At 50.8% G+C, this 23,986-nt stretch carries 19 protein-coding genes; 9 read left to right on the top strand and 10 right to left on the bottom strand.

Annotation, left to right across the window (positions count from 1 at the left end):
* Positions 1-25: 25 nt before the first annotated feature.
* The 7 genes from HA51_RS04810 to HA51_RS04780 all read right to left on the bottom strand — a co-directional run bounded on the left by HA51_RS04810 (position 26) and on the right by HA51_RS04780 (position 8,557).
* Positions 26-1,420 carry an MFS transporter gene (locus tag HA51_RS04810; protein ID WP_084932521.1) on the bottom strand — a complete coding sequence of 465 codons (1,395 nt, stop codon included), beginning with the start codon at positions 1,418-1,420 and terminating at the stop codon, positions 26-28.
* Positions 1,421-1,512: 92 nt separating this feature from the next.
* Positions 1,513-2,955 carry an aldehyde dehydrogenase family protein gene (locus tag HA51_RS04805; RefSeq protein ID WP_084932518.1) on the bottom strand — a complete coding sequence of 481 codons (1,443 nt, stop codon included), beginning with the start codon at positions 2,953-2,955 and terminating at the stop codon, positions 1,513-1,515.
* A 30-nt stretch (positions 2,956-2,985) separates the two neighbouring features.
* Positions 2,986-4,110 (bottom strand): mandelate racemase/muconate lactonizing enzyme family protein, encoded by a 1,125-nt coding sequence (locus HA51_RS04800; protein ID WP_084932516.1) that lies wholly within the window; start codon positions 4,108-4,110, stop codon positions 2,986-2,988.
* A gap of 31 nt (positions 4,111-4,141) precedes the next feature.
* The gene (locus tag HA51_RS04795; RefSeq protein ID WP_139810639.1) at positions 4,142-5,131 is read right to left on the bottom strand and encodes a carbohydrate kinase family protein; all 990 of its coding nucleotides are present in this window, start codon (positions 5,129-5,131) and stop codon (positions 4,142-4,144) included.
* A 53-nt stretch (positions 5,132-5,184) separates the two neighbouring features.
* Positions 5,185-6,042, bottom strand: coding sequence for a class II fructose-bisphosphate aldolase (locus HA51_RS04790; RefSeq protein WP_139810638.1), 858 nt, complete (start codon positions 6,040-6,042; stop codon positions 5,185-5,187).
* A 52-nt stretch (positions 6,043-6,094) separates the two neighbouring features.
* Entirely contained in the window at positions 6,095-7,129 is a 1,035-nt protein-coding gene (locus tag HA51_RS04785; RefSeq protein WP_084932508.1) for an NAD(P)-dependent alcohol dehydrogenase, read from the bottom strand.
* A 45-nt stretch (positions 7,130-7,174) separates the two neighbouring features.
* Positions 7,175-8,557, bottom strand: coding sequence for an MFS transporter (locus HA51_RS04780; protein ID WP_084932506.1), 1,383 nt, complete (start codon positions 8,555-8,557; stop codon positions 7,175-7,177).
* A gap of 421 nt (positions 8,558-8,978) precedes the next feature.
* Here HA51_RS04780 and HA51_RS04775 point away from each other — a divergent pair, with 421 nt between their 5' ends.
* The 4 genes from HA51_RS04775 to HA51_RS04760 all read left to right on the top strand — a co-directional run bounded on the left by HA51_RS04775 (position 8,979) and on the right by HA51_RS04760 (position 13,538).
* Positions 8,979-10,295, top strand: coding sequence for an MFS transporter (locus HA51_RS04775; protein ID WP_158087359.1), 1,317 nt, complete (start codon positions 8,979-8,981; stop codon positions 10,293-10,295).
* A 161-nt stretch (positions 10,296-10,456) separates the two neighbouring features.
* Complete coding sequence (locus HA51_RS04770) at positions 10,457-11,803, top strand: MFS transporter (RefSeq protein ID WP_084932501.1); 1,347 nt, start codon at positions 10,457-10,459, stop codon at positions 11,801-11,803.
* 97 nt (positions 11,804-11,900) lie between these two features.
* Entirely contained in the window at positions 11,901-12,686 is a 786-nt protein-coding gene (locus HA51_RS04765) for an SDR family NAD(P)-dependent oxidoreductase (RefSeq protein WP_084932498.1), read from the top strand.
* 66 nt (positions 12,687-12,752) lie between these two features.
* Positions 12,753-13,538, top strand: a complete 786-nt coding sequence (locus HA51_RS04760; RefSeq protein ID WP_084932495.1) for an SDR family oxidoreductase — start codon at positions 12,753-12,755, stop codon at positions 13,536-13,538.
* A gap of 71 nt (positions 13,539-13,609) precedes the next feature.
* On the opposite strand, the gene HA51_RS04755 is transcribed toward HA51_RS04760, so the two are convergent.
* Both HA51_RS04755 and HA51_RS04750 read right to left on the bottom strand, forming a co-directional pair.
* Positions 13,610-15,835 carry a FepA family TonB-dependent siderophore receptor gene (locus tag HA51_RS04755; RefSeq protein ID WP_084932493.1) on the bottom strand — a complete coding sequence of 742 codons (2,226 nt, stop codon included), beginning with the start codon at positions 15,833-15,835 and terminating at the stop codon, positions 13,610-13,612.
* Positions 15,836-16,396: 561 nt separating this feature from the next.
* On the bottom strand, positions 16,397-17,335 hold the full coding sequence (locus tag HA51_RS04750; RefSeq protein ID WP_084932491.1) for a LysR family transcriptional regulator: 939 nt from the start codon (positions 17,333-17,335) through the stop codon (positions 16,397-16,399).
* Positions 17,336-17,465: 130 nt separating this feature from the next.
* On the opposite strand from HA51_RS04750, the gene HA51_RS04745 reads away from it, so the two are divergent.
* The 3 genes from HA51_RS04745 to xylB all read left to right on the top strand — a co-directional run bounded on the left by HA51_RS04745 (position 17,466) and on the right by xylB (position 21,112).
* The gene (locus HA51_RS04745) at positions 17,466-18,668 is read left to right on the top strand and encodes an MFS transporter (protein WP_084932489.1); all 1,203 of its coding nucleotides are present in this window, start codon (positions 17,466-17,468) and stop codon (positions 18,666-18,668) included.
* On the top strand, positions 18,665-19,504 hold the full coding sequence (locus tag HA51_RS04740; RefSeq protein ID WP_084932486.1) for an SDR family NAD(P)-dependent oxidoreductase: 840 nt from the start codon (positions 18,665-18,667) through the stop codon (positions 19,502-19,504). Before HA51_RS04745 ends, HA51_RS04740 begins: the two co-directional genes overlap by 4 nt.
* Positions 19,505-19,591: 87 nt before the next feature.
* Complete coding sequence (gene xylB, locus HA51_RS04735; RefSeq protein WP_084932483.1) at positions 19,592-21,112, top strand: xylulokinase; 1,521 nt, start codon at positions 19,592-19,594, stop codon at positions 21,110-21,112.
* 24 nt (positions 21,113-21,136) lie between these two features.
* Here the strand turns inward: xylB and HA51_RS04730 are convergent, their stop codons facing one another.
* Complete coding sequence (locus tag HA51_RS04730; RefSeq protein ID WP_084932481.1) at positions 21,137-21,916, bottom strand: DeoR/GlpR family DNA-binding transcription regulator; 780 nt, start codon at positions 21,914-21,916, stop codon at positions 21,137-21,139.
* Between the two features lie 296 nt (positions 21,917-22,212).
* On the opposite strand from HA51_RS04730, the gene gatZ reads away from it, so the two are divergent.
* Entirely contained in the window at positions 22,213-23,508 is a 1,296-nt protein-coding gene (gatZ, locus tag HA51_RS04725; RefSeq protein WP_084932478.1) for a tagatose-bisphosphate aldolase subunit GatZ, read from the top strand.
* Positions 23,501-23,959 carry a PTS galactitol transporter subunit IIA gene (gene gatA / locus HA51_RS04720; RefSeq protein ID WP_084932475.1) on the top strand — a complete coding sequence of 153 codons (459 nt, stop codon included), beginning with the start codon at positions 23,501-23,503 and terminating at the stop codon, positions 23,957-23,959. Before gatZ ends, gatA begins: the two co-directional genes overlap by 8 nt.
* The last annotated feature ends 27 nt before the right edge of the window (positions 23,960-23,986 follow it).

The raw sequence follows: 23,986 nt of genomic DNA, 5'->3' as shown, positions 1-23,986 counted from the left end.
AGTATTCACTGCGGCTTCCTAATGTCTAATACTCCTCATCTCCCACCGCATGCCCATAAACTTCAGGCAAAATGAAGGTAGCTGCCAGGAAGGCGCAGAAGGGCGCGATAGCAACCAGTGCAGAGGCGATCGGGACGCCCAAGGTCTCAAATAGCGGCGGAAAGATGATGGTGGTGATGGAGGCCGTGACTTTAACGATGGTGTAACCGATGCCAGAAGCCACTCCGCGATATTGTGGTTTGGCGACAAGCGAAACGATGGTCATGCCGCTTTCGGCATCCCAGTAATGCCCCCACAGCATCAGTGCTGCACCGCAGGCGATCATCTCATAGCTCATGATGTGAACGCCCCAGGCGGCAATCAGAATGCCAATTGTCACAAGAATAAATCCGTATTGACTGAGGCCTCGATGTCCTAAGGTGGGCAACAGCAAGGGTCCGGTGAAGGCCGACACCGCAGCAACACAACTGATCCCCAACAGCGCCAGGTTATTCTCAATTTGTCCGGTCAGCCCCAGAGTAGCCAAAATCAGAGGAAGATAAAAAGAGAATGACCAGTTCTCAAACGACTGCACCGCGCAGGAGAACCATCCGAACACGGTGGCACGCCGGGCCCGGCGGCGGCTGAAGATATCGCGTAGCGCCTCGCTCACTTTTGGTTGCTCGATCACCACATCCTCTTCAGGCAAGACATCATCCAGCAACGCTCCCTGTTTATCGCCGTAGTACGCCCGTGCGGTGGCTCGCGCCTCCCTGAAACGGCCACGCTCCACAAACCAGGCGGGTGTCTCCGGTAATTCGCGGCGCAAGAACAGCAAGATGAGGGCGGGGAGCGCCGGCGCGGCCAGAACAATGCGCCAGATGAGATCGTTATGTACGCCGAGGGCAATCAGTCCGGTAACAAATAAAATGGCGGCAATGATGCCGAGTGCAAACATGAACTGCCAGCGATTGGCCATCACTTCGCGTTTGGCTTTCGGCATGACCTCCATCAGATAAGTAAATCCATTCGCGACATCGGCACCAACTGGAATCCCCGCGAGACAGCGAATGATGGCTAGCCAGTACATATCCGGCGCGAATCCCTGCAAGACAGCAAAAATAGCAAACAGGATCATAGAGGATAAAAATATGGTGCGACGGCCAAGACGGTCAGTGAGCCAGCCACCCAGGAGTGCACCGATAACTGCGCCGATCTGCGTGCCCGCCGCGGTGAACCCCAATAGCCAACTGCTGGGATGATAAACGTCTTTTAAGGCAAACATGATGTAGGCCATCGAATAGATGTCCCAGGATTCGATCAGTAACGCGGTAATCATCAACCAGCCCGCTTTGGTGCTTCCAGGCGCCTCTTGGTGATCAAGGCGGCGTTTAGCTTCCTGTATCACTTCAGGGATGGAGAGTGTAGGGGTGTGAAGCATGATGCTGTCCTTATTATGTAGGGTAGGAGACAGGCATTTCGTCAAAAAAAATGGCCACATAAGGTGGCCATTCGGGAGGTGCAACTGCTTTATCAGTCGAGGATATAGCGCAGGATGATTGACTTAGTCTGAGTCACTTCAGACATCACTGCAGACAGGCTCTCACGGCTGTTACCGGACGCTTTTTTACCGCCACCGAATGGCAGTTCAGCCGCGCGGAAACCACCTGAAGCATTAATAGCGACATGCCCGGTCTTCAGCTCATTGGCGACTTTGAAGGCTTTTTTCATGTCACGGGTAATCACACCGCCGCCCAGGCCATAACAGGTGTTGTTACCAATGGCGATGGCTTCCTCAATACTGTCGAAGCCAATCACCGGCCAGACCGGACCGAACACTTCCATGTCGCGGGCGATATCCATTTCTGGTGTGACGCCAGTCAACACGGTGGGTTCGAAGAATGCTCCGTTACGCTTGCCACCGAATGCCACTTTCGCGCCCTGGCTGACCGTCAGGTTGACCTGCTCTTCGATGTTCTTAGCCGCTGATTCGCTGATCATTGGCCCCATCGTGGTTTTCTCACTCATTGGGTCGCCCAGCACCAGCTTAGAAAGGCGCTCATCAACCAAACGACGCACGAACTCCTCTTTGATTGAGTTGTGCACGATGAAGCGTTTCGATGCAGTGCAAGCCTGGCCAGAGTTACGTGACTTATCGCCAGCTTCTGAGACAGCCAAATCCAAATCAGCATCGTCACAAATGATCAGCGCATCATTGCCGCCCAGCTCGAAGTAGCACTGAGTCAGGTTAGCTGCTGCGCTTTTCGCAATCGCAATACCTGTTGCAGTGCTGCCGGTGAAGTTGACGCTGGCTACACGAGGATCTGAGGTCAGTGCGCCACCAACGGTAGAGCCGCCACCAGTCAGGCACTGTGCCACCGCGCCTGGAATGCCAACTTCAACCAGGATTTCATGCAGCTTGATGATGGAGAGTGGGTTAAAAGTCGGCGCTTTGACGATCACCGCGTTACCGGCAGCCAGTGCCGCACCCACTTTGAACGACCACAGGGCAGGTGGGAAGTTGAACGGGATAATACAGGCGATCACGCCCAGTGGCTCGTGCACAGTAAACTGAATATCTTTGTCGTAGCCCGGCTCAATGGCTTTCGGCATGGTTTTGCCATAGTGGTGTTTTGCCACTTCGCAGCCGCCTTCGAGGATGTAAGCGACGGAGTCAAACTCCCATACCGCTTCAGCCATATAAGGTTTGCCCGACTCTTGCGACAGCAGTTTGCCCAGTTCCAGACGACGTTCTTTGATCAGGCTGGCAGCCTTCAGGATCTTGTCGGTGCGCTCCCGCACGGTCAGGGCCGCCCACTGCGCCTGTGCTTCAACTGCGTTACTGATGGCAATCTGCACATCTTCTTTAGTAGCACTGGGCACGGTATCAATGAATTTTCCGGTTGCCGGGTTGACCACGTCATCCGTCTGACCATTACTGGCATCGACAAATTTTTCACCAATCAGCATTTTCATCACATATCTCCTGTGAGCAATTATTCAGACTCAGAATTTTTTTGTACGACCGACTTCATCTGCTTCTTTGATGAAGTCCATATTGAGGGTAAGGCCCAGACCCGGCAGATCGGGGATTTCCATAAAGCCATTCTTCGGCAGCGGTGCGTCGATGAACACTTTGGCGGTGATATCTTCGAAAATGCGCAGGCGCTCTAGGAACGGGGCATTATGGAAGGTACTGACCAGATGGATATGGATATTCTCCATAGCATGCGGCGCGAATTTCACGTTCCACGCCTGGGTCAGTGCGCCGCACTTCAGCATTTCGGTGAAGCCACCGGCGCGGGCAATATCGACCTGCACGATATCTGCCGCTTCCGCTAAAAGCAGGTCACGCACACCGAATTTGGTGTATTCGTGTTCGCCGGTCGCCAGGGGGATATCGGTGCCTTTCTTGAAGCGTGCCAGACCCGGAATATCGTCAGCGAACACCGGCTCTTCCAGCAGTAGCGGGTTAAATTCTGCGGCCCGGTTGGCAAAACGTACTGCGGTTGCCGCATCCCAACAGTTATTCGCATCCAGCAGCAGATCAATATCGTCGCCTACCGCTTCACGGACTTTACGCACGCGTACCAGATCGCGGTTCGGGTTGTGGCCACCTTCAACGCCAACTTTGAATTTGATTTTGGTATAGCCCTCGGCCACCATCTCTTTCATTTCTGCGACCAACTGCTCGTCCGAGAACGACGTCCAGCCGCCGCTGGCATAGACCGGCACTTTGGTGCGTCCGCCGCCGAACAGTTTATACAGTGGCAGATTGACGATTTTTCCTTTGAGGTCCCACAAGGCAACATCAATGGCACTGAGGGCGCAGAACATCAGGCCTTTACGGCCAACACCGCGCATATAACCAAAGAAATCCTGCCAAATCAGTTCGGTATCGAAGGGATCTCGGCCCACCAGGCGCGGCGCCATATTGTGCATAATCAGATCGCGTGTCGCTTCACCGCCCACTTCATGATAGGTAATGCCAATGCCTTCCAGCCCCTGATCGGTGGTCACCCTCACCACGGTATAACCCACGGTCTCGACTTTACGCGTGGCGTCGGTGTAGTTGTCTGCAACCGGACCGGATACCAGGTGAACATCGATCTTCTGAATCTTGTGTTTCATGTTTAATCCTTAATACATCCAGGTTTGAAAATCAGGGGTGAGTAAGTTGCTGTGTGTGGGCTTCAATAAATTCTGCGACCTGTTGTACATCCCTGACACCCGCAGAGGCTCCAACGGCCTGTACTGAAAGAGCGGCAACAGCGGCACCGAGCTTCATGCATTCTGCCAGCCCAATACCTTGCGCCAGACCTGAAACTAATCCAGCCATAAAGTTGTCACCGGAACCGGTGGTATCGACCACATTAGTGGGGAAAACGGGGACATGCAGCACTTCCCCCCAGTCACGTGAAACGGCGATCGCTCCACGCGATCCAAGCTTCACGATGACGGTGTTGACGCCGTATGTCTGGAAGACTTTGGCCGCGGCAATAGGGTCGGTCATGCCGGTAAAATGTACCGCTTCGTCATAGCTCGGTACGATGATGTCAAGATAACGGAAGGCTTCACGCATCTCTTCAAGCGTTCCGCTACTGCGGTCACAAATCAGGTCCGCGATGGTCGTTGCGCCAACACTTTTGGCCTTTTTAAGCAGCGCAGGTAGTGCCTGAAGATCCAGCTTTTCAGAGCAAAACAGGCTGCCTATAGAAACAATTTTGACGCCGTTCTGCACCAAATCAAGATTGATGTGTTCCGGTCCTTGTTGGAAAATCAGTGAGTTGCGACTTGCAAGGAAACTCCGCTCACCCTTGGCATCAATCAGCACCACGCTGGTGGAGGTTGGCTGTTTCTGGTCGATAAACATGCCACTGGTTTGAATGCCATACTGATGGCATTCGTTGATTACATAGTGTCCCTGCTGGTCATTTCCCACGATACCAAACAGGGACACGGCGTGCCCCAGCTTGGCGAGTGTTATTGCCTGATTAATGGCATCCCCACCTGTCGACATGGAAATACTCTCCACAACCCCGGTACTGCCGGGGCGCGGGAAAGTTTCCACGCCTTTTGCCAGAAAATCGACCAGCGCCATCCCTACGCAAATAATTTCAGGTGGTTGGTTATCCAATTGCGGCTGTTTCATCTCTTTCCCCTGAATAAACGTGTAATCGGCATTAATCACTCGCACATGCTGCGTTATTTATCCAGCTGACCAATCGACATGCAGATTTCCATATATTGCTTAACCGGTGCTTTCATTTTGTTTTTCGCGGACCCAAGAATCGACATCACGCCAGTCTCTTCTGGATTCTTCGCCATAAAGTCTTTCATCTCATCGATAAAGGCCTGACGCAGCGCGATGCCGACGTTAACTTTGGCAATACCCATGCGGATGGCGCGACGGATCGATTCCACCGGGATGCCAGAACCACCGTGGAGAACTAATGGGATTTTGACTTTCTGGATGATGGTTTCCAGCAGCTCAAATTCCAGCTTAGGCTCCCCGTCATACCAGCCATGGGCATTACCGATCGCCACCGCCAGGCAGTCGATGCCGGTTTCAGCCAGACGCTGTGCTGAAACGGGATCGGACAGGTGGGCATTTTCCAGCTTCTCTCCAAACTCCGAGGTCATACCGATGGTGCCGATTTCTGCCTCAACGGTGACGCCAATTGAGCGGGTCAGTTCGACGACTTTTTTAGTGATAGCAATGTTTTCTTCCAGTGGGAACGGCGAGCCATCAAACATCACGCTACTGAAACCACCGCGCACGCACTGCATCACTTCATCCAGCGAGCCACCATGATCCAAGTGAATCGCGAATTTGCCTTCAAATTGCGCCGCCAGGCTGGTGGCAACTGCAACGGCCGTTTCCGCATTGCCAAAATAGGCCACTTCATGGGGATGAATACCGAGGATCACGGGAGAACGTAATTCCGCTGCTGTTTCCAGCACACCCCGCATCATTTCCATATTGCAGACATTAAACGCCGGAACCGCATAGTTATTGGCAAATGCGTGGTCCATTAATTCTTTCATTGAGACTAATTGCACAGTGATATCCTCTCGATTAATTGAATCTTGCACTTCAGGGGTGATACAGAATTCACTCCAAATCGATCATGGCTTTCACCACGGTCGCTTTGTTATTGATGGAGTCTTCAAACGCGCTCTGCGTGTCTTCGAATTTGTAGAAATCAGACACGATGCTGTTGACGTTGATACGACCGGAGGAAAGAGCGCTCAGCGCAGAGGGATAGATATTGCGATAGCGGAACGTCGCTTTGATGGTGGCTTCTTTATTGCCGAGCATCTGGAAATTCACCGGTGTATCGCCGACCACATTGCCGATGATCATGATAGTGCCGCCGCGTTTGATCATCGGTACGCTGTTGCTGGCTGTTACCCTGTTTCCTGCAGTCTCAAAAATGAAGTCCGGGCCGATGCCACCATAGACATCCTTAACCGCTGAGATCATGTCAGTGTTGCTGGCATTAATAAGATGGCGCGCGCCCAGCTCTTTGGCTTTTTCGAGGCGGATATCATGGATATCTACGACGGTAATATCGTCCACGCCAGCCGCCTTGAGCGAGAGCAGGGTGACTAAACCGATACAGCCGCTACCCAAAATGGTCGCGCTTTGACCCATTTTAATGCCGGATTCGCGCACCGCATGAATGCCCACCGCCAGGGGTTCCACCAGCGCGCCTTCCTGGAAGGAGACGTTGTCTGGCAACTTGAAGCACAGGTCCGCTTTATGCGTAATGAAGTTGCGCATCATTCCCAACGCGCGCGGCGCTGACGGGAAATAAACCGTTGGACAGAGGTTGTACTTACCGCTGGTGCACCACTCACACACACGACAGGGCACGCCCGGCTCCAGACAAACGCGATCGCCCGCCTTCAGGTGGCTGACTGCAGCGCCAACCTCTACCACTTCCCCCGCACCTTCGTGCCCGAGGATAAAGGGATATACATCCGGAAATTCCGGCTCGCCATGCTCATAAAAGTGTACATCAGAACCACACACACCGATTTTCTTCATGCGGATCATCACTTCATCCGGGTGTAGCTCCGGCATTACCGTATCGCGAACTTCCATTTTTCTGTTATCAAGCACAAATGCGGCTCTGTTCTTCATGACATACCTCGTGTTCTCAACGTCAATTTCAGGAATGCAGTGTGTTTACTTCAGTTCAGCTTTCGGCTCGTAGGACAAAGAAGCGTCGTGTTGTTCTGATGGATGTCCGATTTTGTGTGAGCGGATCTTGCGAATGAACAACAGGCTCAGCAGGGAGAGGGCGCCGGCACCGCCGAACAAAATGACGTAGTTCATACCGATGCCGCTGGCAATCAGGCCTGCGGAGGCGGCTGTTAACGCCACGCTTGGGAGTGTCATCGCCATGTTAATCAAACCAAGGTCGCTGCCGATGCTGGTAGAACCGCGAGTCGTTGTGGTGGCGATAGCCACGAACAAACCTTCAAACACGCCAAAACCGACGGCAATCAGGAAAAGACCGATGTAATAGCCATGCAGACTGGGAATGGAGATCATGGTGGCGATGCCGGCGGCCATCAGTATCGGGGCGCAGCAGAAGGTTTTACGACGAGCCCCCAGCTTATCAGCGATGTAGCCTGCAACCGGTGCTGTGGCACACGATGCCAGGTTGAGGATCATGGCGCCAATAAACACTACGCTTGGCAGGTCTTTACGCAGAATGTGCAGATAGTCGCTGGCGAAATAGACCAGATACATCTGAGAAACAGAGATGGTGCATTGGATCAGGAAGATGGAGAGCAGCACCCAGCCGAAGCTGCTGTCGTACTGGATCTTCTCGCGAGCCACTTTGAAGATGCTCGCCATCTCAATCACGCTGATTTTGCTGACCTTACTGGCTTCATCCTTACTCAGCACCTTGTCACCGAAAGTGAAGATGAAGATGACAGCAAAGAAGAGAAACACACCTGCCGGGATAAGGAAGATTTGCACTGGAGAATCAGGCAGAAGCTTGATGGTCAGCGTACCCAAAATGATGCCGGAGGTTCGACACATCCCGGCAAATCCTGAGGTGATGCCGCGCTGTTGAGGTGGAATGCGGTCCGTCAACACCGACAGAAAGGTGGTCAGGGCGGCATTCGCGCAGATTTGAACAACGATCCAACCCGCAAAAACTACGGGAATGGTATGACCCATGCCCATGAGCGCTGAACCGACCATTGTGCCGATAGCGCCAGCTAACATGTACGGGCGGCGCATACCAAAGCGGGAAGTGGTGCGATCGCTCAAGTATCCGAAGGCATAGTTACTGACCACGGCGAAGAGTGCGCCGACACCGGAAACCAGCGCGTAATGTGAATCTTTGTTTATTGGGTCAATGTCGGCGATGCGTAATGCGAGGCCCACGGAAGCCGGTGTCATGACCGCCGCCCATAGTCCCAGTTGCGCGAGCGTCCAGCTCAGTACAAACGTCCAGCGAACGGGAGGAATGTCTTTATCTTTTTTACTACCCGTTGGACCAACAGGAGCGCTGTTTCCAGCATTTTTGTAGATGCCTTGTTCGTAACTCATTGTTATAACTCCAAGTCTGTATTCAGTGTAGGGCTGATTTGGATTCGCTTGCCTGGAATTTGTAAACGACACGTTAAATGCTGCGTCGAGTTAGCAATATAAAAAGAAGTCATCTTTTAAACAATTAGTGTTTTAAAAAAGTGTGATGGCGATCAACTGACATTATTCAACTTGTTGATAATTAATTAAATGTTTATGTTTCTAGTCATTTTTGTACTGATTGAAGTGGCATTTTTACGATCAATGCGGATTTTTCTTACTTATCGATAAAACGGGTGTTGAAAGCTGAATAAGCAGACATCGTTCACAAAATACGCCATTCGGTCTTGTGAGTTTTCAATTCGTGTACTTGTATGCTGATTCGAGTTAGCAAAAATAAAATCACTATTAAACAGGTTATGCCTATTTGAGGATCACGATCGTGAATGGAAAATATTCAGACCAAAGCGGGGCAGTTATTTTGGCAAAGGAGCAGCGGGTTAGCTGGCTGTTTATCACCGTCTGGACCCTGGCACAGTTGGGCTTGTGGGCATCGTTATTGACGCCAGCCAATGTGGGTTTAGCACTCAGAGTGGCGGATATTGCGCCTGAAAATAAAGACTTCATTTATTCCACCATTTCTTGTATTGGCGCCATTGTGGCTATTTTTTCTAACTATCTTTGGGGGTATTTAAGCGACAGAACCACGTCACGATTTGGTATGCGACGCCCCTATATGGTTGGTGGGGCGATTGGCAGCCTGGCGGGGGCTGCACTGATGGGTACGGCGTTGAATATCCCACAACTGTTTATTGGTTGGCTGATATTGCAGTTCAGCGCGAATGCAGCGATTACTACATTTCTAGCGGTTATCGCCGACAAGGTCCCCGCCAGTCAGCGCGGCATTGCTTCTGGGTTTTCTGGCATGTGTCGTACTCTGGGCGTATTAACCGGGACCTTTATCATCAAGCTGATTCCTGACAGTCTGGTACTGGTATTTGTTCTGCCTGCCTGTGTATTCATCCTGTTCACCCTTATTTTTCTCATGATGTTTGAGGATAAAAAGTTGGCGCGCTCAGAAGCTATGCCTGTTCGTGCAGCAGAAATTTTTGGTGTGTTTGGTATGATTTATCGTCGAGTTCGCAGTGAGCATACGTTTGGCTGGACACTGGGGTCCATTTTCCTGCTGCAATGTACGATCGCAGTCGGTCAGACCTACCTGGTTTATTTTGCCAGTGATTATGTGCATATTCCGCGTAATGAAATTACGACGGTGGCCTTCTATGCCGTGCTCATCATGAACGCCTTCTCTTGCCTCACGGCTCCGATTGCCGGTTATATTGCTGACCGTATTAATGCCAGACGCAAAGTGTTTAAATTTTCCTCCGTGTTTCTTGCGGCAGGGGTTGTGTCATTGTTGTTCTTCCCGAACCTCTATGGCTATTACACGGGTTATGCGCTTATTGCGATTGGATTTGGTGTATTTGAAGGCCTGTTTATTGCGGTTGCCACGACTTCCGCCACGGGTAAACAGGATGCCAATGTGGGGGCCGATCTGGGCATCATCAATATGGCTGTGAGTACTCCCGGCATCTTACTCACATTTTCTGCAATGGTATTGGTCAGTGCGGGGATAGGGGCAAACTATATTGTGCTGTATGGGGGTTCAGGTCTACTTTCACTGCTGGCGTTATTTACTATTGGCAGAATTAAGTCCAGCAAAACACCGACACCACGTGCGGAATATGTCACGGACTAAATATTTATAACTTTAATAATAAATCCGCACTTGCTTACAGGAGGGTGAATCCCCCTGGGCTGTGATGTGGATAATCATTGCTAATGTAATATTTCTGCCAGGGATTGATGCATCACCATAATAACCAACCCTACATCATTGAATGAAACTGGAGTGACGTTATGGCAGATAGATTCAATTCCGATACATTGAACAAAAACGTTATAAAAAATGAAACGGATATGCCTCCTGTTAAATGGACGTATGTTCTTGTCTGGACCTTATCACAAGTGGGACTTTGGGCAGCGGTCATGACACCGGCCTCAGTGGGATTAGCCCTGCGTATCGGAGATATCGACCCTCTTAATAAAGATGCAAACTATGCGCTAGTCAGTGGTATAGGTGCTCTGATCGCAGTAATCAGCAATTATGCTTTTGGTTATCTGAGCGACCGGACATATTGTCGGTACGGCATGCGCCGCCCTTATATTCTGTTTGGTGCAATAGGCACCTTTATTGGTTCGTTTCTTATGGGGATTGGAGAGACTATCCCGGCCATCTTTGTCGGTTGGATCATTGTGCAAATCAGCGCCAACGCCACCTTGACTACTTTATTGTCAGTGCTAACTGACCGAGTCCCACAGCATCAGCGAGGTATTACCTCAGGGTTTGCGGGTATGAGCCGGCAATCAGGTATTCTGCTCGGCACCTTTACCATAAAGATGCTGCCGGATTCACCTGTGTTGATTTTCATGATCCCGGCAGCGTTCTTTATTTTCTTTATTTGTCTGTTTGTCTTTACCTTCAGTGACAAAGTGTTGGAGCGCCGCAGTGCTAAGCGCGCCAGCGTTAAAGAGATGGCCAGCCTTTTTAGCGTTATCAAACGGCGTATCAGTAGCGATCACAGTTTTGGCTATGCACTGCTTTCTTTCTTCCTGATTAACTGCACCATTGGTGTCACCCAAACTTATCTGGTCTATTTCGCACAAGACTATGTGCATGTATCGCGGCAGAATTTACCTGGAGTGGTCTTTATTGGTGCGACTATTCTCAACCTGGTTTCCTGCATCATGGCGCCCATCGCGGGGTATATTGCTGACAGGCTAGGTGCGCGAAGAAAAGTTTACTCTTTTGCACCAGTATTTATGGCCTGTGGTGTGGTGATATTACTGGCATTACAAAATTTAGAAGGTTATTACCTCGGTTTATTGTTGATTGCGATTGGCTTTGGTTTTTTTGAAGGGTTATTTGTCGCTATTGCCACTTCAGCCACCATTGATTCAACCACTATCGGTGCGGATCTGGGCATCGTGAATATGGCAATGACGCTGCCCAGCGTATTACTCACAATTACCTCGGCTATTCTGCTGGCTGCGGGTGTCGGTATGAATTACATCGTCTTGTTCGGTGGGGCGGGCATATTGTCTGTGCTCAGCTTATTCGTGATCAAAAACATTCGATCCCATAAAGAACCTAATCCGCACGCTATCAGCGAACCTTTTAATTCCGGTGAGCTGGAAGCAGATTAGTTAAATAAACAAAGCATTCCTGACGGGTTTATTACAGCAATAGGCCTCGGATTAGCACGTCTGCATAAAACGCAATACAACCTAAGGAGTAGGAAAAATGGCACTAATGAATCTCGACTTAACCGGTAAAACAGCGCTTATCACTGCGGCAGTAAGTGGTATCGGCCTCTCTACTGCACAGGGGTTGGCAGCACGGGGAGCCAGCGTATGGATAAACGGGCGCTCACAGGAGCGCCTCGATACCGCCGCGCAGGCTATCAGAGAGCGCGTACCTGGTGCAGAAGTCATGACGGTGCTGGGGGATGTCGCGACGGCGGAAGGCTGCCGCGCAGTCACCAATGCGGTCAAGGATATCGACATTTTGATTAATATGGCGGGCGGAACCTATCGCACCGTGCCTTTCCTCGAACTCAATGATGAAGACTGGCAATATCAGTGGGACTTCAATGTCATGAGTGCCGTGCGTCTGACGCGCCATTATGTCCCAATCCTGCAAAAGAAAGGCTTCGGTCGCATCATCTTTATGACCAGTGAAGCCGGTTTAGTGACACCAGCCAACATCGTTGACTACGGCGTCGTCAAAGCGGGCATTATTCGTCTGTCACGCTGTATTGCTGAAATATTCTCTCGCACCAATGTCACAGTTAATTGCGTTGCTCCCGGCGCAACGCTCAGTGAGTGGGTCTATCGAGCCTGCGGCGATCAAGACTTCGAGACCTTCGAACAACACCATTTCGAGGTTAACGAAGGCACGTCACTATTGGGCAAGTTTGCGGAAGCAGATGACGTTGCCAATCTCATTGTTTATCTCTGTACTCCGGCTTCCAACGCGACACGCGGTGCACTGCTGCGTGCTGAAGGCGGTGCCGTTCGTCATAGCTAAACCCTTTCGGGCCCTGCCTGGAAAGGGCAGGGTCCAATGAAACCGACTGTATTCTGGAGACTGAAAATGACTAATGCAAAACGTACCGCCATTATCACGGGCGCGGGGCAGGGTATCGGACGAGGCATTGCTTTGCGTTTAGCAAAAGATGGGCTAGCGGTGACCATCAACGATCTTGTTCGCGCGCAGGACGCCATTGAAAAGACTGCTGAAATGATTGAAAAGGCGGGAGGAACTTGCCGTGTGACCACCGGTGACGTGAGCCGTCAGGCAGATGTCGATGCGCTGGTGGCGGGTCACGTCGAGGCCTATCGTGGGCTGGATGTGATGGTGGCAAACGCCGGTATTGCTGAAACCGTTCACTTTATGGAAACCACCCCGGAGATTCTGGATAAGACTCTGGCGGTGAACGTTAAAGGCGTTTTTAACTGCTACCGCGCCGCTGCGGCCCAAATGATTAAACAAGGGCAAGGTGGGCGTTTAATAGCCGCGGGCTCAGTCAGCGCGCATAAAGGCGGTGAGTGGCAATCCGCTTATGTTGCCTCGAAGTTTGCAGTGCGTGGTCTGAACCAAACCGTGGCACTGGAGCTGGCAAAATATGGCATCACTGCCAATATCTACAGTCCTGGCGTCGTGGAGACACCGATGTGGGACAGTATTGATGATGTCGTCACGACATTTGAAAACAAACCCAAAGGCAGTCAGTTTGCCAAAATGCTGCCGAATATCGCCTTGGGACGATACGCTAAGCCGGAAGATGTCGCGGCAGTCGTTTCTTTCCTGGCCTCTGAAGATTCAGCCTACGTGACAGGGCAGTCGATTGTTGTTGATGGTGGGATTTATTTCGTTTAATGCTATTGAAGTGGCAATGCTGAAGAGAGCCCACTACTGGGCTCTCTGAGGGCAACGATTAGCTGAAGCAATCAGAATGAGAGTGAAAGTTTGCCATAGAACTCTCGGCCGGGTTGGTTAAACGTCTGAGCACCTTCCGAAGAACGATACAATTTTTTGTCAAGGAAGTTAGTCACACCGACACCAATATCCACATTTTTGATTGGGCTGTAATCGAATCCAATGTTGAAGATTGAGTAGGCTGGTTGTTCGGTTTTGTTAACAGAAGTTGTTTTCTCGTTATCCGGGTAGCTTTTAGGATGGACTCTTCCGTATGAAGACCAGCTCAAGTTCGCGGATAATGAATCGTTGATGTTCCAGTCCAGGAAGCTGTTAATGGTGTATTTAGGCACCAGAGAAAGTGGGTTGCCCGTTTTCTTGGATTTTGATGTGAGCATATATGTGGCATTAGTTCTGAATTTCAACACGTCTTTATAAACAGGGAACTCAAGGCTACCTTCCAGCCCCTGAACAAGAGCTTTGCCACCGTTCATCCAGCGATACACATCATAGTTACCCACGGTCCCAATGGACTGATCCCCAGTAACGATTTTGTTTTGATAGTCATTACGGAAGAATGTCAGGCTGGTTTCAAAATCCTCATCCGTCCATTGAAGGCCAATTTCCTTATTGACGCTGGTTTCCGCCGATAAGTCCTCATTCCCCATGAGATAGCAGCTATTTTCATTCAACATAGCGCAGCCATTCCCACGGCTTGAAAGTAGATATCCTTCACTTATCTGGTAAAGGTTAGGAGACTTAAATACTTTCGCGATACCCGCTTTCAATTTGAGGTTTTCGGTGATTTCTTGAGAAATGTTTAAACTCGGGCTCAGATTGCTGCCGAATTTGGAGCCATAGTCGAAGCGTAATCCTGGAATGAATACAGAACCCATATCGTTCACGATTGAGTCTTCAAGGTAAATCGCCGAGGTGTTTTGAGAGGTTTTGGTAGTCCTTTGCGAGGCTAAGCCAGACACACCATCAATGTTTAATCCTGTTGCGTTCATACTCATTGACGCTGGATCGTGTAATTCCTCTCTGTTCATTTCAACACCTGCAGTAAGCGTATTGTCTAATAGAAGTGTAAAAGGAATGGTTAATTCTTCATTGAAGCGATAGGCGTTGTATGAACTATCAACGAAATCCGTTGGGCTGGTTATCATACCTTCAACGCCGCCGGTTAGTCCTTCGTTTAGGCGACTGTTAAGGGTACGTTCAAAGTTCATGGATGTTTTAGACTGGCCCCAGTCGAAGATACCGTTGTAAGTCAGGTTATATGCCTGGCGATACATGCGATTGGTTTCAGAACCAATTAACTGATTCTTATAAGTCTCTCTGCCATTAGCGTACTGGCTATCCCCGGCATAAATATTGCCTTGGCGACTATAGCTGTAGGTTAAGTCAAAGATGTCAGTCGCTGTGGGCTTCCATGATAGAGCCAGATTGATATCTCTGTTTCTTACGCCTTCTCTACCAGCAGCATTTGCGTTGGCATCTTTATTGATATCAACAGCATCACCTTTAGTTTTATTCATATTGCCATATAAGCGCATGGTCAATACATCTTCAATCAGCGCACCGCTGAGGTTGAACCCCATGCGGTTGGTGGTTCCTTGCTTTTTGTCTTCGGGCTGGTTGGTAAAGAAATTCAATGCGCCATGCCAATCATTTGTGGGTCTTTTGGTAATGATGTTTACCACACCCCCCATCGCACCTGAACCATAGTGTGCAGCCGCAGGCCCCCTCAGCACATCAATGTGGTCTACCATTTCAGCAGGGACCCAGTTAGTGTCACCACGGGTATCGCGCTCACCGGTCCAGCTGTAACGTACAGAATTTCTGGAAGTCACCGGATTGCCATCAATCAAAATCAGCGTGTTTTCAGGCCCCATGCCGCGAATGTCGATCTGGCGATTGTTTCCCCTGGCACCGGTGGTACTGTTGCCCGTCAGGTTAACACCGGGCATTTTCCTGATGATATCGGAAAGGTCATTAATAGGCGGGTTTTTTCTAATGTCCTCACTAGTGATGGTTGATGCTCCAAGTTGTTGTCTCAGCAAGTTTGGAGCATTAACTTCCAGTGTATTTTCTGTCGGTCTCTTTTGCTGGGGTGATGGTTTCTTTACTGTTTCGCTGTCGGATATGTTTTTATCATTATCCAGCAAATGAAGACTATTATCTTGAGTGAATGCATTGGTCGAGATAGTACCCAGAATAATACCTATTCCTAGAGATATACTGCTTAATTTTGTCATTTTGCTTTTCTTTGATTGAGTAATTGTTATCTGTGGATTCTATGATGAATTAAAGTTCCCGAGGCTCTACTATTATCCCCTCATTAATTAAAGTTTAAAAATGTTGCAGTCATTAAATACCGACGCTCGCATCCTCCGCTTTAGCGTTTGTTTGACTGATTTTTTGTGGTTATTTCTAATTAATCATTCCTTGATCGTAAAGTCTCCACAATGCATCGTCGTTACGTTAATGGTAATCATTCTCATTATCATCATGAATGAAATAAAATCTAAGAAAAATGTGCCATGAGGTGTTTTTTTTGATTAGTACTACATATTAATGGGATATAAATAAAAGGGTCTTATGACGCAGCCATAAGATATAGCGAGTAGATAGATAATTAATTTCCGTTATTGCATGGGGGTGATACAAGTCTAAAACCGCACCTAATAAAAATTAATTAAAGAACATTTGGAGGTCGAGTTGCCAAGATCAGGCATTGCTCTGCCATAGAAGGATATTTAGTTAGAATCATGGCATTAGAGCGATCACGAAAGGTCTAACATCAATCTACTACTGGCTCATTGCTGAGTGGTATGTTCATGTTCAATGCCCTCTCTCAATACGTCAATCAATTCCCTCAACCCTTGGGGAACACGACGATGCCCAGGATAATAGAGATAAATCGCGGACTCTGTAGGGGACCAATCCGGTAAAACGACCCGCAAACTGCCATCACTAAGGTAGGTATTGACGCGTTGTTCCAGACAATAAGCGATACCCGCGCCGGCGAGGGCTAATTCTATTGCTAAAGCTGTTTCACTGACGCAAATCTGACCCGGCGCATCGATTACGCGGTAATCCTCTCCACGCCTAAACTCCCACTTATAGATGGTCCCCTGTCCTGTGCGCATCTGCAGACAGGAATGAGAGCGAAGATCTTCAGGCATTTGCGGCGGGGTTCGCAGATATAGATAGCGCGGTGAGGCGACGGCGACCCATTTGAGTTCGGTACCAAGGCGGATAGCGACAAAATCTTCCGGCACGGTATTACCAAAGCGTAAACCCGCATCGAAGCCCTCCGACACGATGTCCACCATTCTGTCATCAACGGTTATCTCAACTTCAACATCGGGATACAAGCTGACAAATTTGGGGAGATGTCTGGCAATGATCAGTCGGGCGCCGTCGCTGAGAACATTGAGCCGTAGTCGGCCCACAGGGCGATCGCGCATGCGATTGATATCGTCCAGCGCTTCACTGATTTCTTTAAATCCCACCTCAAGACGCAATGCCAGATTAGCCCCTGCCTCAGTCGGGGCAACCGTCCTGCTGGTTCGGTTTAGCAGACGGACCCCCAATCGTTCTTCAAGGTTGCGTACCGAATGGCTCAAGGCCGAGGTGGTAATGCCCAGTTCTATGGCCGCTTTAGTAAAACTGCGTGTTCTCTCAACCGCCTTAAAGGCGTTGAGATCGGCTAAATCACTGCGTGAAAGTCTGGACAGAGGTCTTACAGGCATGATTACCCACTCAAGGTTGATTTTAATTCAATAAACAATACGGAAAAACTCAACAGTAATCGCACCTTTGTCGACTAAGGTGCAATACGACTCAACTATAGCAACTTTTCAACAGGGAGATTCAAGCGTTATGTCTGAACAGACTTGCGATTCACAAAGAGAAACTGTTCATCCTCCCTCTGGCCTCTTTTTGGCCATGCTGGCATTGGGGTCAGGGGGATTATTCATTGGCACAGGCGAATTTTCTCCAATGAGTCTGTTACCTGACCTGGCAAAAGGGACTGGGGTGTCTATCCCCACTGCGGGAAGTTATATCAGTGCTTACGCTGCGGGTGTGGTCATAGGAGCGCCGGCATTTGCCATTATTGGCGCGCGATGGCCCCGAAAAATGTTATTGCTGCTGTTACTGTCCATCGCACTTGTGGGATACGGCTTAAGCGCGACAGCCTGGAGTTATGGCTCATTGCTCACAGCACGATTCATCTCAGGCCTTCCACATGGCGCATGGTATGGCGTTTCTGCGCTGGTTGCGGCGTCGATGGTCCCGGCCAATCAGAAAGCTCGCTATATTGCTTACGTGATGCTGGGTCTCGCGGTGGCCAATGTCGCGGGTGTACCGCTCGTTACCTGGGGTGGGCAAGCACTGGGATGGCGAGTGTCATTCGCTATGGTTGCGGCAGGCATGGCGATGACAGCGCTCATGGTTATGCTCTTTGTTCCTGCAAAAAAAGCGGATGCTAATACCTCACCCGTTAAAGAGCTGAGTGCGCTCCGCAGCCCGCAAATTATCATGACCTTTGGCGTGGCATCCGTCAGCTTCGCTGGCATGTTTGCCGTTTACAGTTTCATTACGCCCGCCCTGACCGAGATCAGCGGTTTCAAACTGCATTCGGTACCCTGGATTCTGGTGCTGTGGGGGATTGGCATGGTCACAGGGAACATCATCGGCGGCCGACTGGCTGACAAAGCGCTCATCCCCTCCATCTTTGGCTTAATCGTCTGGAACCTGGTCATGCTGGCTTTGTTCTCGCTGGTTGGCTCATGGAAACTTCCGGTACTGATTGCAGTTTTCCTGCTTGGAAATGGTTTCGCGCTGGTCCCGGCACTCCAGGCGCACATGATGAATATTGCGGGTGATGCTCAGACATTAGCCTCATCACTCACGCACAGTGCATTCAATATTTCTAATGCACTGGGTGCCGCTTTTGGCGGGTGGGCAATTTCTGCCGGTGGCTCGTGGATTTCTACCGGTTGGGTAGGTGTGGTGTTCTCCGCATTAGCGCTATCACTGATGTATTTTTCCGTTCACATCAACAAATGGAGTCAGCAATGACAGATTCAATTATTGCCCCCGGACGTGTCGCGGTTATCACTGGCGCTGCAAAGGGTATTGGTGCAGCTTTAGCACGACACCTCAGCAATGAAGGGATGTTGCTGAGCCTGTTTGATCGTGATGAAGCTTCCCTGTCTGCGCTTGCCGCCAGCCTCAAGACTGAATGCTGTGTCGTGACCGGAGATGTCTCCTGTATTGAGGACCTGACTCAACTTCGTGATAAGACCCTGGAGCAGTTTGGTGAGGTTGTCCTGGTCGTCAACAATGCTGGCGTAAAAGCCGGCGCGGGCCCCTGGGATGCTCCAGAAAAATGGCGGCAAAATCTTGAGATCAATTTGCTGTCCGCAGTGTCGGTTCAGCATCTTTTTGTCCCCGTGATGCTGGAGGCATCAGTAAAGGGTGCGATTGTTAACCTGGGGTCCAAAGAGGGGATCACGACGCCGCCGGGCAATGCGGCATACAGTGCAGGCAAAGCGGCCATGAAAGTATTGACCGAACAATTGGCTCACGAGCTAATGAGGGTCACATCAGGGCGCGTAACGGCACACCTGCTGGTGCCCGGATACACCTGGACAGATATGAACTCGCCTGGCCTCGATGAGAAAATGAATGCTAAGCCCGATGAAGCCTGGACCGCCAGCCAGGTCGTTGATTATTTCGTGGCGCATTTCAGGGCGGGAGACTTCTACATCATTTGTCCGGATAATGCCGTATCTGCTGACTTAGATAAAAAGCGCATCGCCTGGGCATTGCAGGATATCATTGAGAATCGTCCAGCACTGTCACGCTGGCATCCGGATTATCAGGACGCTTTTAACCAGTGGGTTAACCGTTGATTTACGCTGAAAGGCTTTAACCCATACGTGCCACCCGGTCCTGGTTTAATCCTCAACTTGATTGAAATAACCGCGGCCGGAGTAGCCATGTTTCTGGGAATTGATTGTGGGACGCAGGGCACCAAGGTGCTGTTGTGGGATGCCGAAAATCAGCACGTGCTGGCGACCAGTTTTCATGCTCACTCTCTGCTGAACGAAAGACCCGGAAAGAAAGAGCAGCATCCCGCTGACTGGCTCAATGCCATGCGGGCAGGGGTGCGGGATGTGATGGAAAAAACCGGTATCGGTCACGATGAAATCATCGGGATGGGTGTTTCAGGACAACAACACGGACTGGTGATTCTCGACCAGCATGACGCCGTGATCCGTCCGGCTAAACTCTGGTGCGATACGGAAAGTGCTTCCGAGCTGACGCATTTCCTGCGGGAATATCAGTCCGTTTATGGCCAAAGCCTGAGTGCTGACATTGGTATCCCGGTCCCGGTAGCGTTTACGCTGGGAAAGCTGTTGTGGGTTAAGCAGCATGAATCTGCACATTACGAACGCATCGACAAAGTGATGCTGCCACATGACTATCTCAATTATTTCCTCACCGGGATATTCCGCACCGAGCCGGGTGATGCCTCCGGAACGGGCTATTTCGATACCCGGCTGAAAACCTGGCGTACTTCGGTCCTGGAACTGATAGACCCCGGCCTGATTACTAAGCTACCCGAAATCATTGCTTCCCATCAGGCACAGGGCTTACTTCGTGCTGAGGCTGCCGCGTATCTGGGGCTTTCAACCGGCATAGTGGTGTCCAGTGGCGGCGGCGATAACATGATGTCAGCGATCGGCACAGGCAATATCGCGCCCGGCCAGGTGACGATGAGTCTGGGCACCTCAGGGACCTTATCCACCTGCCAGCCCGAACAGATCGATTGCAGCGGATTTGAGGATATCAATACCTTCTGTTCCTCGACCGGAGCCTGGTTGCCGCTTATCAGCACGATGAACGTGACCAACGCCATCAATAGCTACAGACAGTTGATGGATATCGACATTAAAGATTTCGACAACTACCTGATGGCGAGTAAACCCGGAGCGGAAGGGCTGTTTTCGTTTCCGTGGCTGAACGGTGCACGATTGCCTAATCTGCCCGGTGCGCGTGGAGAAATCTCGGGGATCACCATGGCGAACTTTACCAAACCGCATCTGATACGCTCAGTGGTCGAAGGGGTGACGTTTAATCTCTGCAAAGGCATTGAAATTTTCAATGCCAGAGGGCTGGTATTCGACAGTGTGAGTATTATTGGTGGCGGCGCAAACAGCAGAGCCTGGTGCGGAATGATTGCCGATATTACCGGGCTCACCGTAACCAGACCGGCCGTACCAGACGCGGCGGCACTGGGTGCAGCCATTCAGGCGCACTGGTGTTATCGCAACAGTACGTCTCATGCTGAAACGGTTCCCCTGTCAGAGCTGCTACCTGAATGGCTTACCTCTGAACAGGGTGAGACGATTGCGCCTGATCCTGTTATTAGCGAGCAATACCGGCAGATCTGTCAGGACTATCACGCTGAGGTGGATCGACTCAAAGCCCGCTATCTGAATGAAACTACTCACTGAGTAGGTAGACGGCAGGCAGCGCCATCATGCCACAATCACCTTCTTACCCTTTTTCCTCAGTTCTGCCAGCGCCTCAGCAGGCGCATCCACATCGGTGATCACCGTATGAATTTTGTCGAGCGCAAGGACCTGATTAAATCCTTTACGGCCGAATTTGGAGGAGTCTGTCAGGACAATCACCTGTCTTGAGGCGGCTGCCATCACAGCGCTGACAGCAAACCCTTCGTTAAAGGTCGTGATCCCGTTTTCGACGTCTAATCCATCCGCCCCCACGAACATCAGATTGGCTGACACGTCGCGTAATGCCAGTTCGGCAATACTGCCGTGCAGCGAGGCGGTTTTATGGCGCACGGTGCCACCACATACCACCAGAATGATGTCTTTGTTGTTAGACAAGATGGTGGCAGCGGGCAGGCTGTTGGTGATCACTGTGATGTTTTGCCTCTCGGCCAAGGCTTCGGCTAACAGCTTCGTGGTGCTGCCGCTGTCGAGAATCACGGTATCCCCTTCTTTCACCAGTTTGGCAGCCTCTTGAGCAATGCGCTGTTTGGGATCAGCGGCAAGCTGATAACGTTCATTGAGACTCACTTCAGTGTGGGCGGCGTTGGCGTCGTTAGCCGAAGCCTCAATGCTGGCTGCACCGCCGTGAAACCGGGTGACCAGTCCCCGCTCTTCCAGCAGCCGGATATCTGCCCGCACCGTGACTTCCGTAACGCCTAATTCGGCAGAGATGTCTGTCACCAGCCGGCTACCGGTGCTGTTGACCATATCAACAATCCTGTTTCTGCGTTCAAACGCGTTCATAAACCATCCTCTTAGCTGAAGGTTAATCGTAAAACGAAAGGATAAGAAAGTAAAACGGCAATACTGAAAGTAGGAGGGTTAATGGTAGCCTCATGCGCACAAGGTAAATTAACTTAATGTTATATAACGAAAATATTTTAATGGAGCTTTCGTTTTACATGCTGGACGCAAGGATTGAAAACGAAAAATAAAGAAACAATGCGAAAATAAATAGATCATGATCACATAAACAAAAGAAAGGAATTGTACTAAAAACGAAAGATTGTGATGTTATTAAGCATACTTTCGGAGGACAAATGAAAAATATTATTCAGCAGCACAAAGACGGTCTTGATTGCGGTATCTGCTCAGTCTGTTCCGCGCATCCACTGGTTATTGAAGCCGCATTGCGTTTCGATTTGCACACCAATCGTCAGGTGCTGATTGAGGCGACATCAAATCAGGTCAATCAGTTTGGTGGATACACCGGCATGCAACCAGAGGGTTTTCGCGATTACGTTCTGGATATCGCCGCACGTGTCGGCTTCCCAGCAGAGCGTCTGATCCTCGGTGGCGATCATCTCGGTCCCAATGTCTGGCAGGGTGAGCCTGCAGAACAGGCGATGGAAAAATCCCGCGTGCTGATTGCCGCATACGTGAAAGCTGGTTTCAGCAAAATTCATCTCGATGCCTCCATGTCCTGCGCGGGAGATCCGGTTCCCTTGCCACCGGAAGTCGTGGCTGAGCGCGCCGCCGAACTGTGCCGCGTAGCCGAAGAAACTGCGACGGACGTTCAGAAAGCTGTGCTGACCTACATCATTGGTACTGAAGTCCCCGTACCGGGCGGCGAAGCACACGCCATCAACGAGGTACACGTCACCCGTCCGGAAGATGCAGCACATACGCTGGCCGTACATCACAAAGCGTTTCGTGCCACTGGTCTGGATGACGCGATTGGCCGCATCATCGGGCTGGTGGTGCAACCAGGCGTGGAGTTCGATCACAGCAGCGTGATTCACTACGCACCCGCCGAAGCACGTGAACTCAGCAAATATATTGAATCAACGCCCGTGGTGTATGAAGCACACTCGACCGACTATCAGACCCGGACTGCGTATCGTGCGCTGGTAAAAGATCACTTCGCCATCCTGAAAGTGGGGCCGGCGCTGACGTTTGCGCTGCGCGAAGCCATCTTTGCGCTGGCCGAAATCGAAAAAACGCTGATTGCCCCCGAAAAGCAGAGCCAGATCCTCGCGGTGATCGATCAGGTGATGCTCAACGAGCCTGGCTACTGGAAAAAATATTACCGTCCGGCGTTTTCCGACTCGCTGGTGGATATCCATTACAGCCTTTCAGATCGCATCCGCTATTACTGGCCAAATGCGCGCATCGTGAGTGCCTTCGACGCGCTGGTCGCCAACCTGAACGCCGTTGATTTACCGCTGGGTCTGCTGAGCCAGTATCTGCCTAAGCAGTTCGACCGCGTTCTGAGCGGTACCATCAGCGCCGATCCCCACACCCTCATCATCGACAAGATTCAGGACGTCCTGCGCGACTACGCCTTTGGATGTGAACCTGAACTGAACCTGCAAAAAGAGGTAAGCCATGCATAACTACCGCCTTATCGTCTCATCCGGCCTGAGCTTTGTGGATGCCAAAGAGGCGCTGAATCATATCGGCCAGAAAATGGTGCGCGACGGCATCTGTCGAGACAGCTATCCGGCTGCGCTGCATGAACGCGAAGCCGCCTACCCGACCGGCATCGCGCTGGACGGACATGCCGTTGCCATTCCGCACTGCGATGCGTCACACGCTATCGAGCCCGCTATTTATCTGATACGCCCGGCATCCCCGGTGCAGTTTCAGCAGGCCGATGATGACGGAATGATTGGGGCCGAGCTCATCATCGCGCTGGTTGTGACGCACCCTGAGCAGCAACTGAACCTGCTGAAGTCACTGTTTGGCCAGCTGCAGCAACCCGAATTTATCGAAAGTCTGCTAAGCGCGCCTGAGAGCGAACTGGCTGACTGCTTTACCCACCGCCTGCTTGCACCGGCGGCCTGATAACAACATCTGACCCTGCACCCGGAG

Origin of the sequence: Pantoea rwandensis (assembly GCF_002095475.1) — a bacterium.
Lineage (GTDB): Bacteria > Pseudomonadota > Gammaproteobacteria > Enterobacterales > Enterobacteriaceae > Pantoea > Pantoea rwandensis.
This window is presented reverse-complemented; position numbering and strand designations above follow the sequence as displayed.

What these genes read in the sequence shown, in the direction of transcription:
- HA51_RS04770 (WP_084932501.1), top strand. Translation starts at nt 10,457, where the DNA reads ATGGCAGATAGATTCAATTCCGATACATTGAACAAAAACGTTATAAAA.
- gatZ (WP_084932478.1), top strand. Translation starts at nt 22,213, where the DNA reads ATGAAAAATATTATTCAGCAGCACAAAGACGGTCTTGATTGCGGTATC.
- HA51_RS04740 (WP_084932486.1), top strand. Translation starts at nt 18,665, where the DNA reads ATGACAGATTCAATTATTGCCCCCGGACGTGTCGCGGTTATCACTGGC.
- HA51_RS04800 (WP_084932516.1), bottom strand. Translation starts at nt 4,110, where the DNA reads ATGAAACACAAGATTCAGAAGATCGATGTTCACCTGGTATCCGGTCCG.
- HA51_RS04780 (WP_084932506.1), bottom strand. Translation starts at nt 8,557, where the DNA reads ATGAGTTACGAACAAGGCATCTACAAAAATGCTGGAAACAGCGCTCCT.
- HA51_RS04785 (WP_084932508.1), bottom strand. Translation starts at nt 7,129, where the DNA reads ATGAAGAACAGAGCCGCATTTGTGCTTGATAACAGAAAAATGGAAGTT.
- HA51_RS04730 (WP_084932481.1), bottom strand. Translation starts at nt 21,916, where the DNA reads ATGAACGCGTTTGAACGCAGAAACAGGATTGTTGATATGGTCAACAGC.
- HA51_RS04805 (WP_084932518.1), bottom strand. Translation starts at nt 2,955, where the DNA reads ATGAAAATGCTGATTGGTGAAAAATTTGTCGATGCCAGTAATGGTCAG.
- gatA (WP_084932475.1), top strand. Translation starts at nt 23,501, where the DNA reads ATGCATAACTACCGCCTTATCGTCTCATCCGGCCTGAGCTTTGTGGAT.
- HA51_RS04765 (WP_084932498.1), top strand. Translation starts at nt 11,901, where the DNA reads ATGGCACTAATGAATCTCGACTTAACCGGTAAAACAGCGCTTATCACT.
- HA51_RS04745 (WP_084932489.1), top strand. Translation starts at nt 17,466, where the DNA reads ATGTCTGAACAGACTTGCGATTCACAAAGAGAAACTGTTCATCCTCCC.
- xylB (WP_084932483.1), top strand. Translation starts at nt 19,592, where the DNA reads ATGTTTCTGGGAATTGATTGTGGGACGCAGGGCACCAAGGTGCTGTTG.
- HA51_RS04795 (WP_139810639.1), bottom strand. Translation starts at nt 5,131, where the DNA reads ATGAAACAGCCGCAATTGGATAACCAACCACCTGAAATTATTTGCGTA.
- HA51_RS04750 (WP_084932491.1), bottom strand. Translation starts at nt 17,335, where the DNA reads ATGCCTGTAAGACCTCTGTCCAGACTTTCACGCAGTGATTTAGCCGAT.
- HA51_RS04755 (WP_084932493.1), bottom strand. Translation starts at nt 15,835, where the DNA reads ATGACAAAATTAAGCAGTATATCTCTAGGAATAGGTATTATTCTGGGT.
- HA51_RS04760 (WP_084932495.1), top strand. Translation starts at nt 12,753, where the DNA reads ATGACTAATGCAAAACGTACCGCCATTATCACGGGCGCGGGGCAGGGT.
- HA51_RS04810 (WP_084932521.1), bottom strand. Translation starts at nt 1,420, where the DNA reads ATGCTTCACACCCCTACACTCTCCATCCCTGAAGTGATACAGGAAGCT.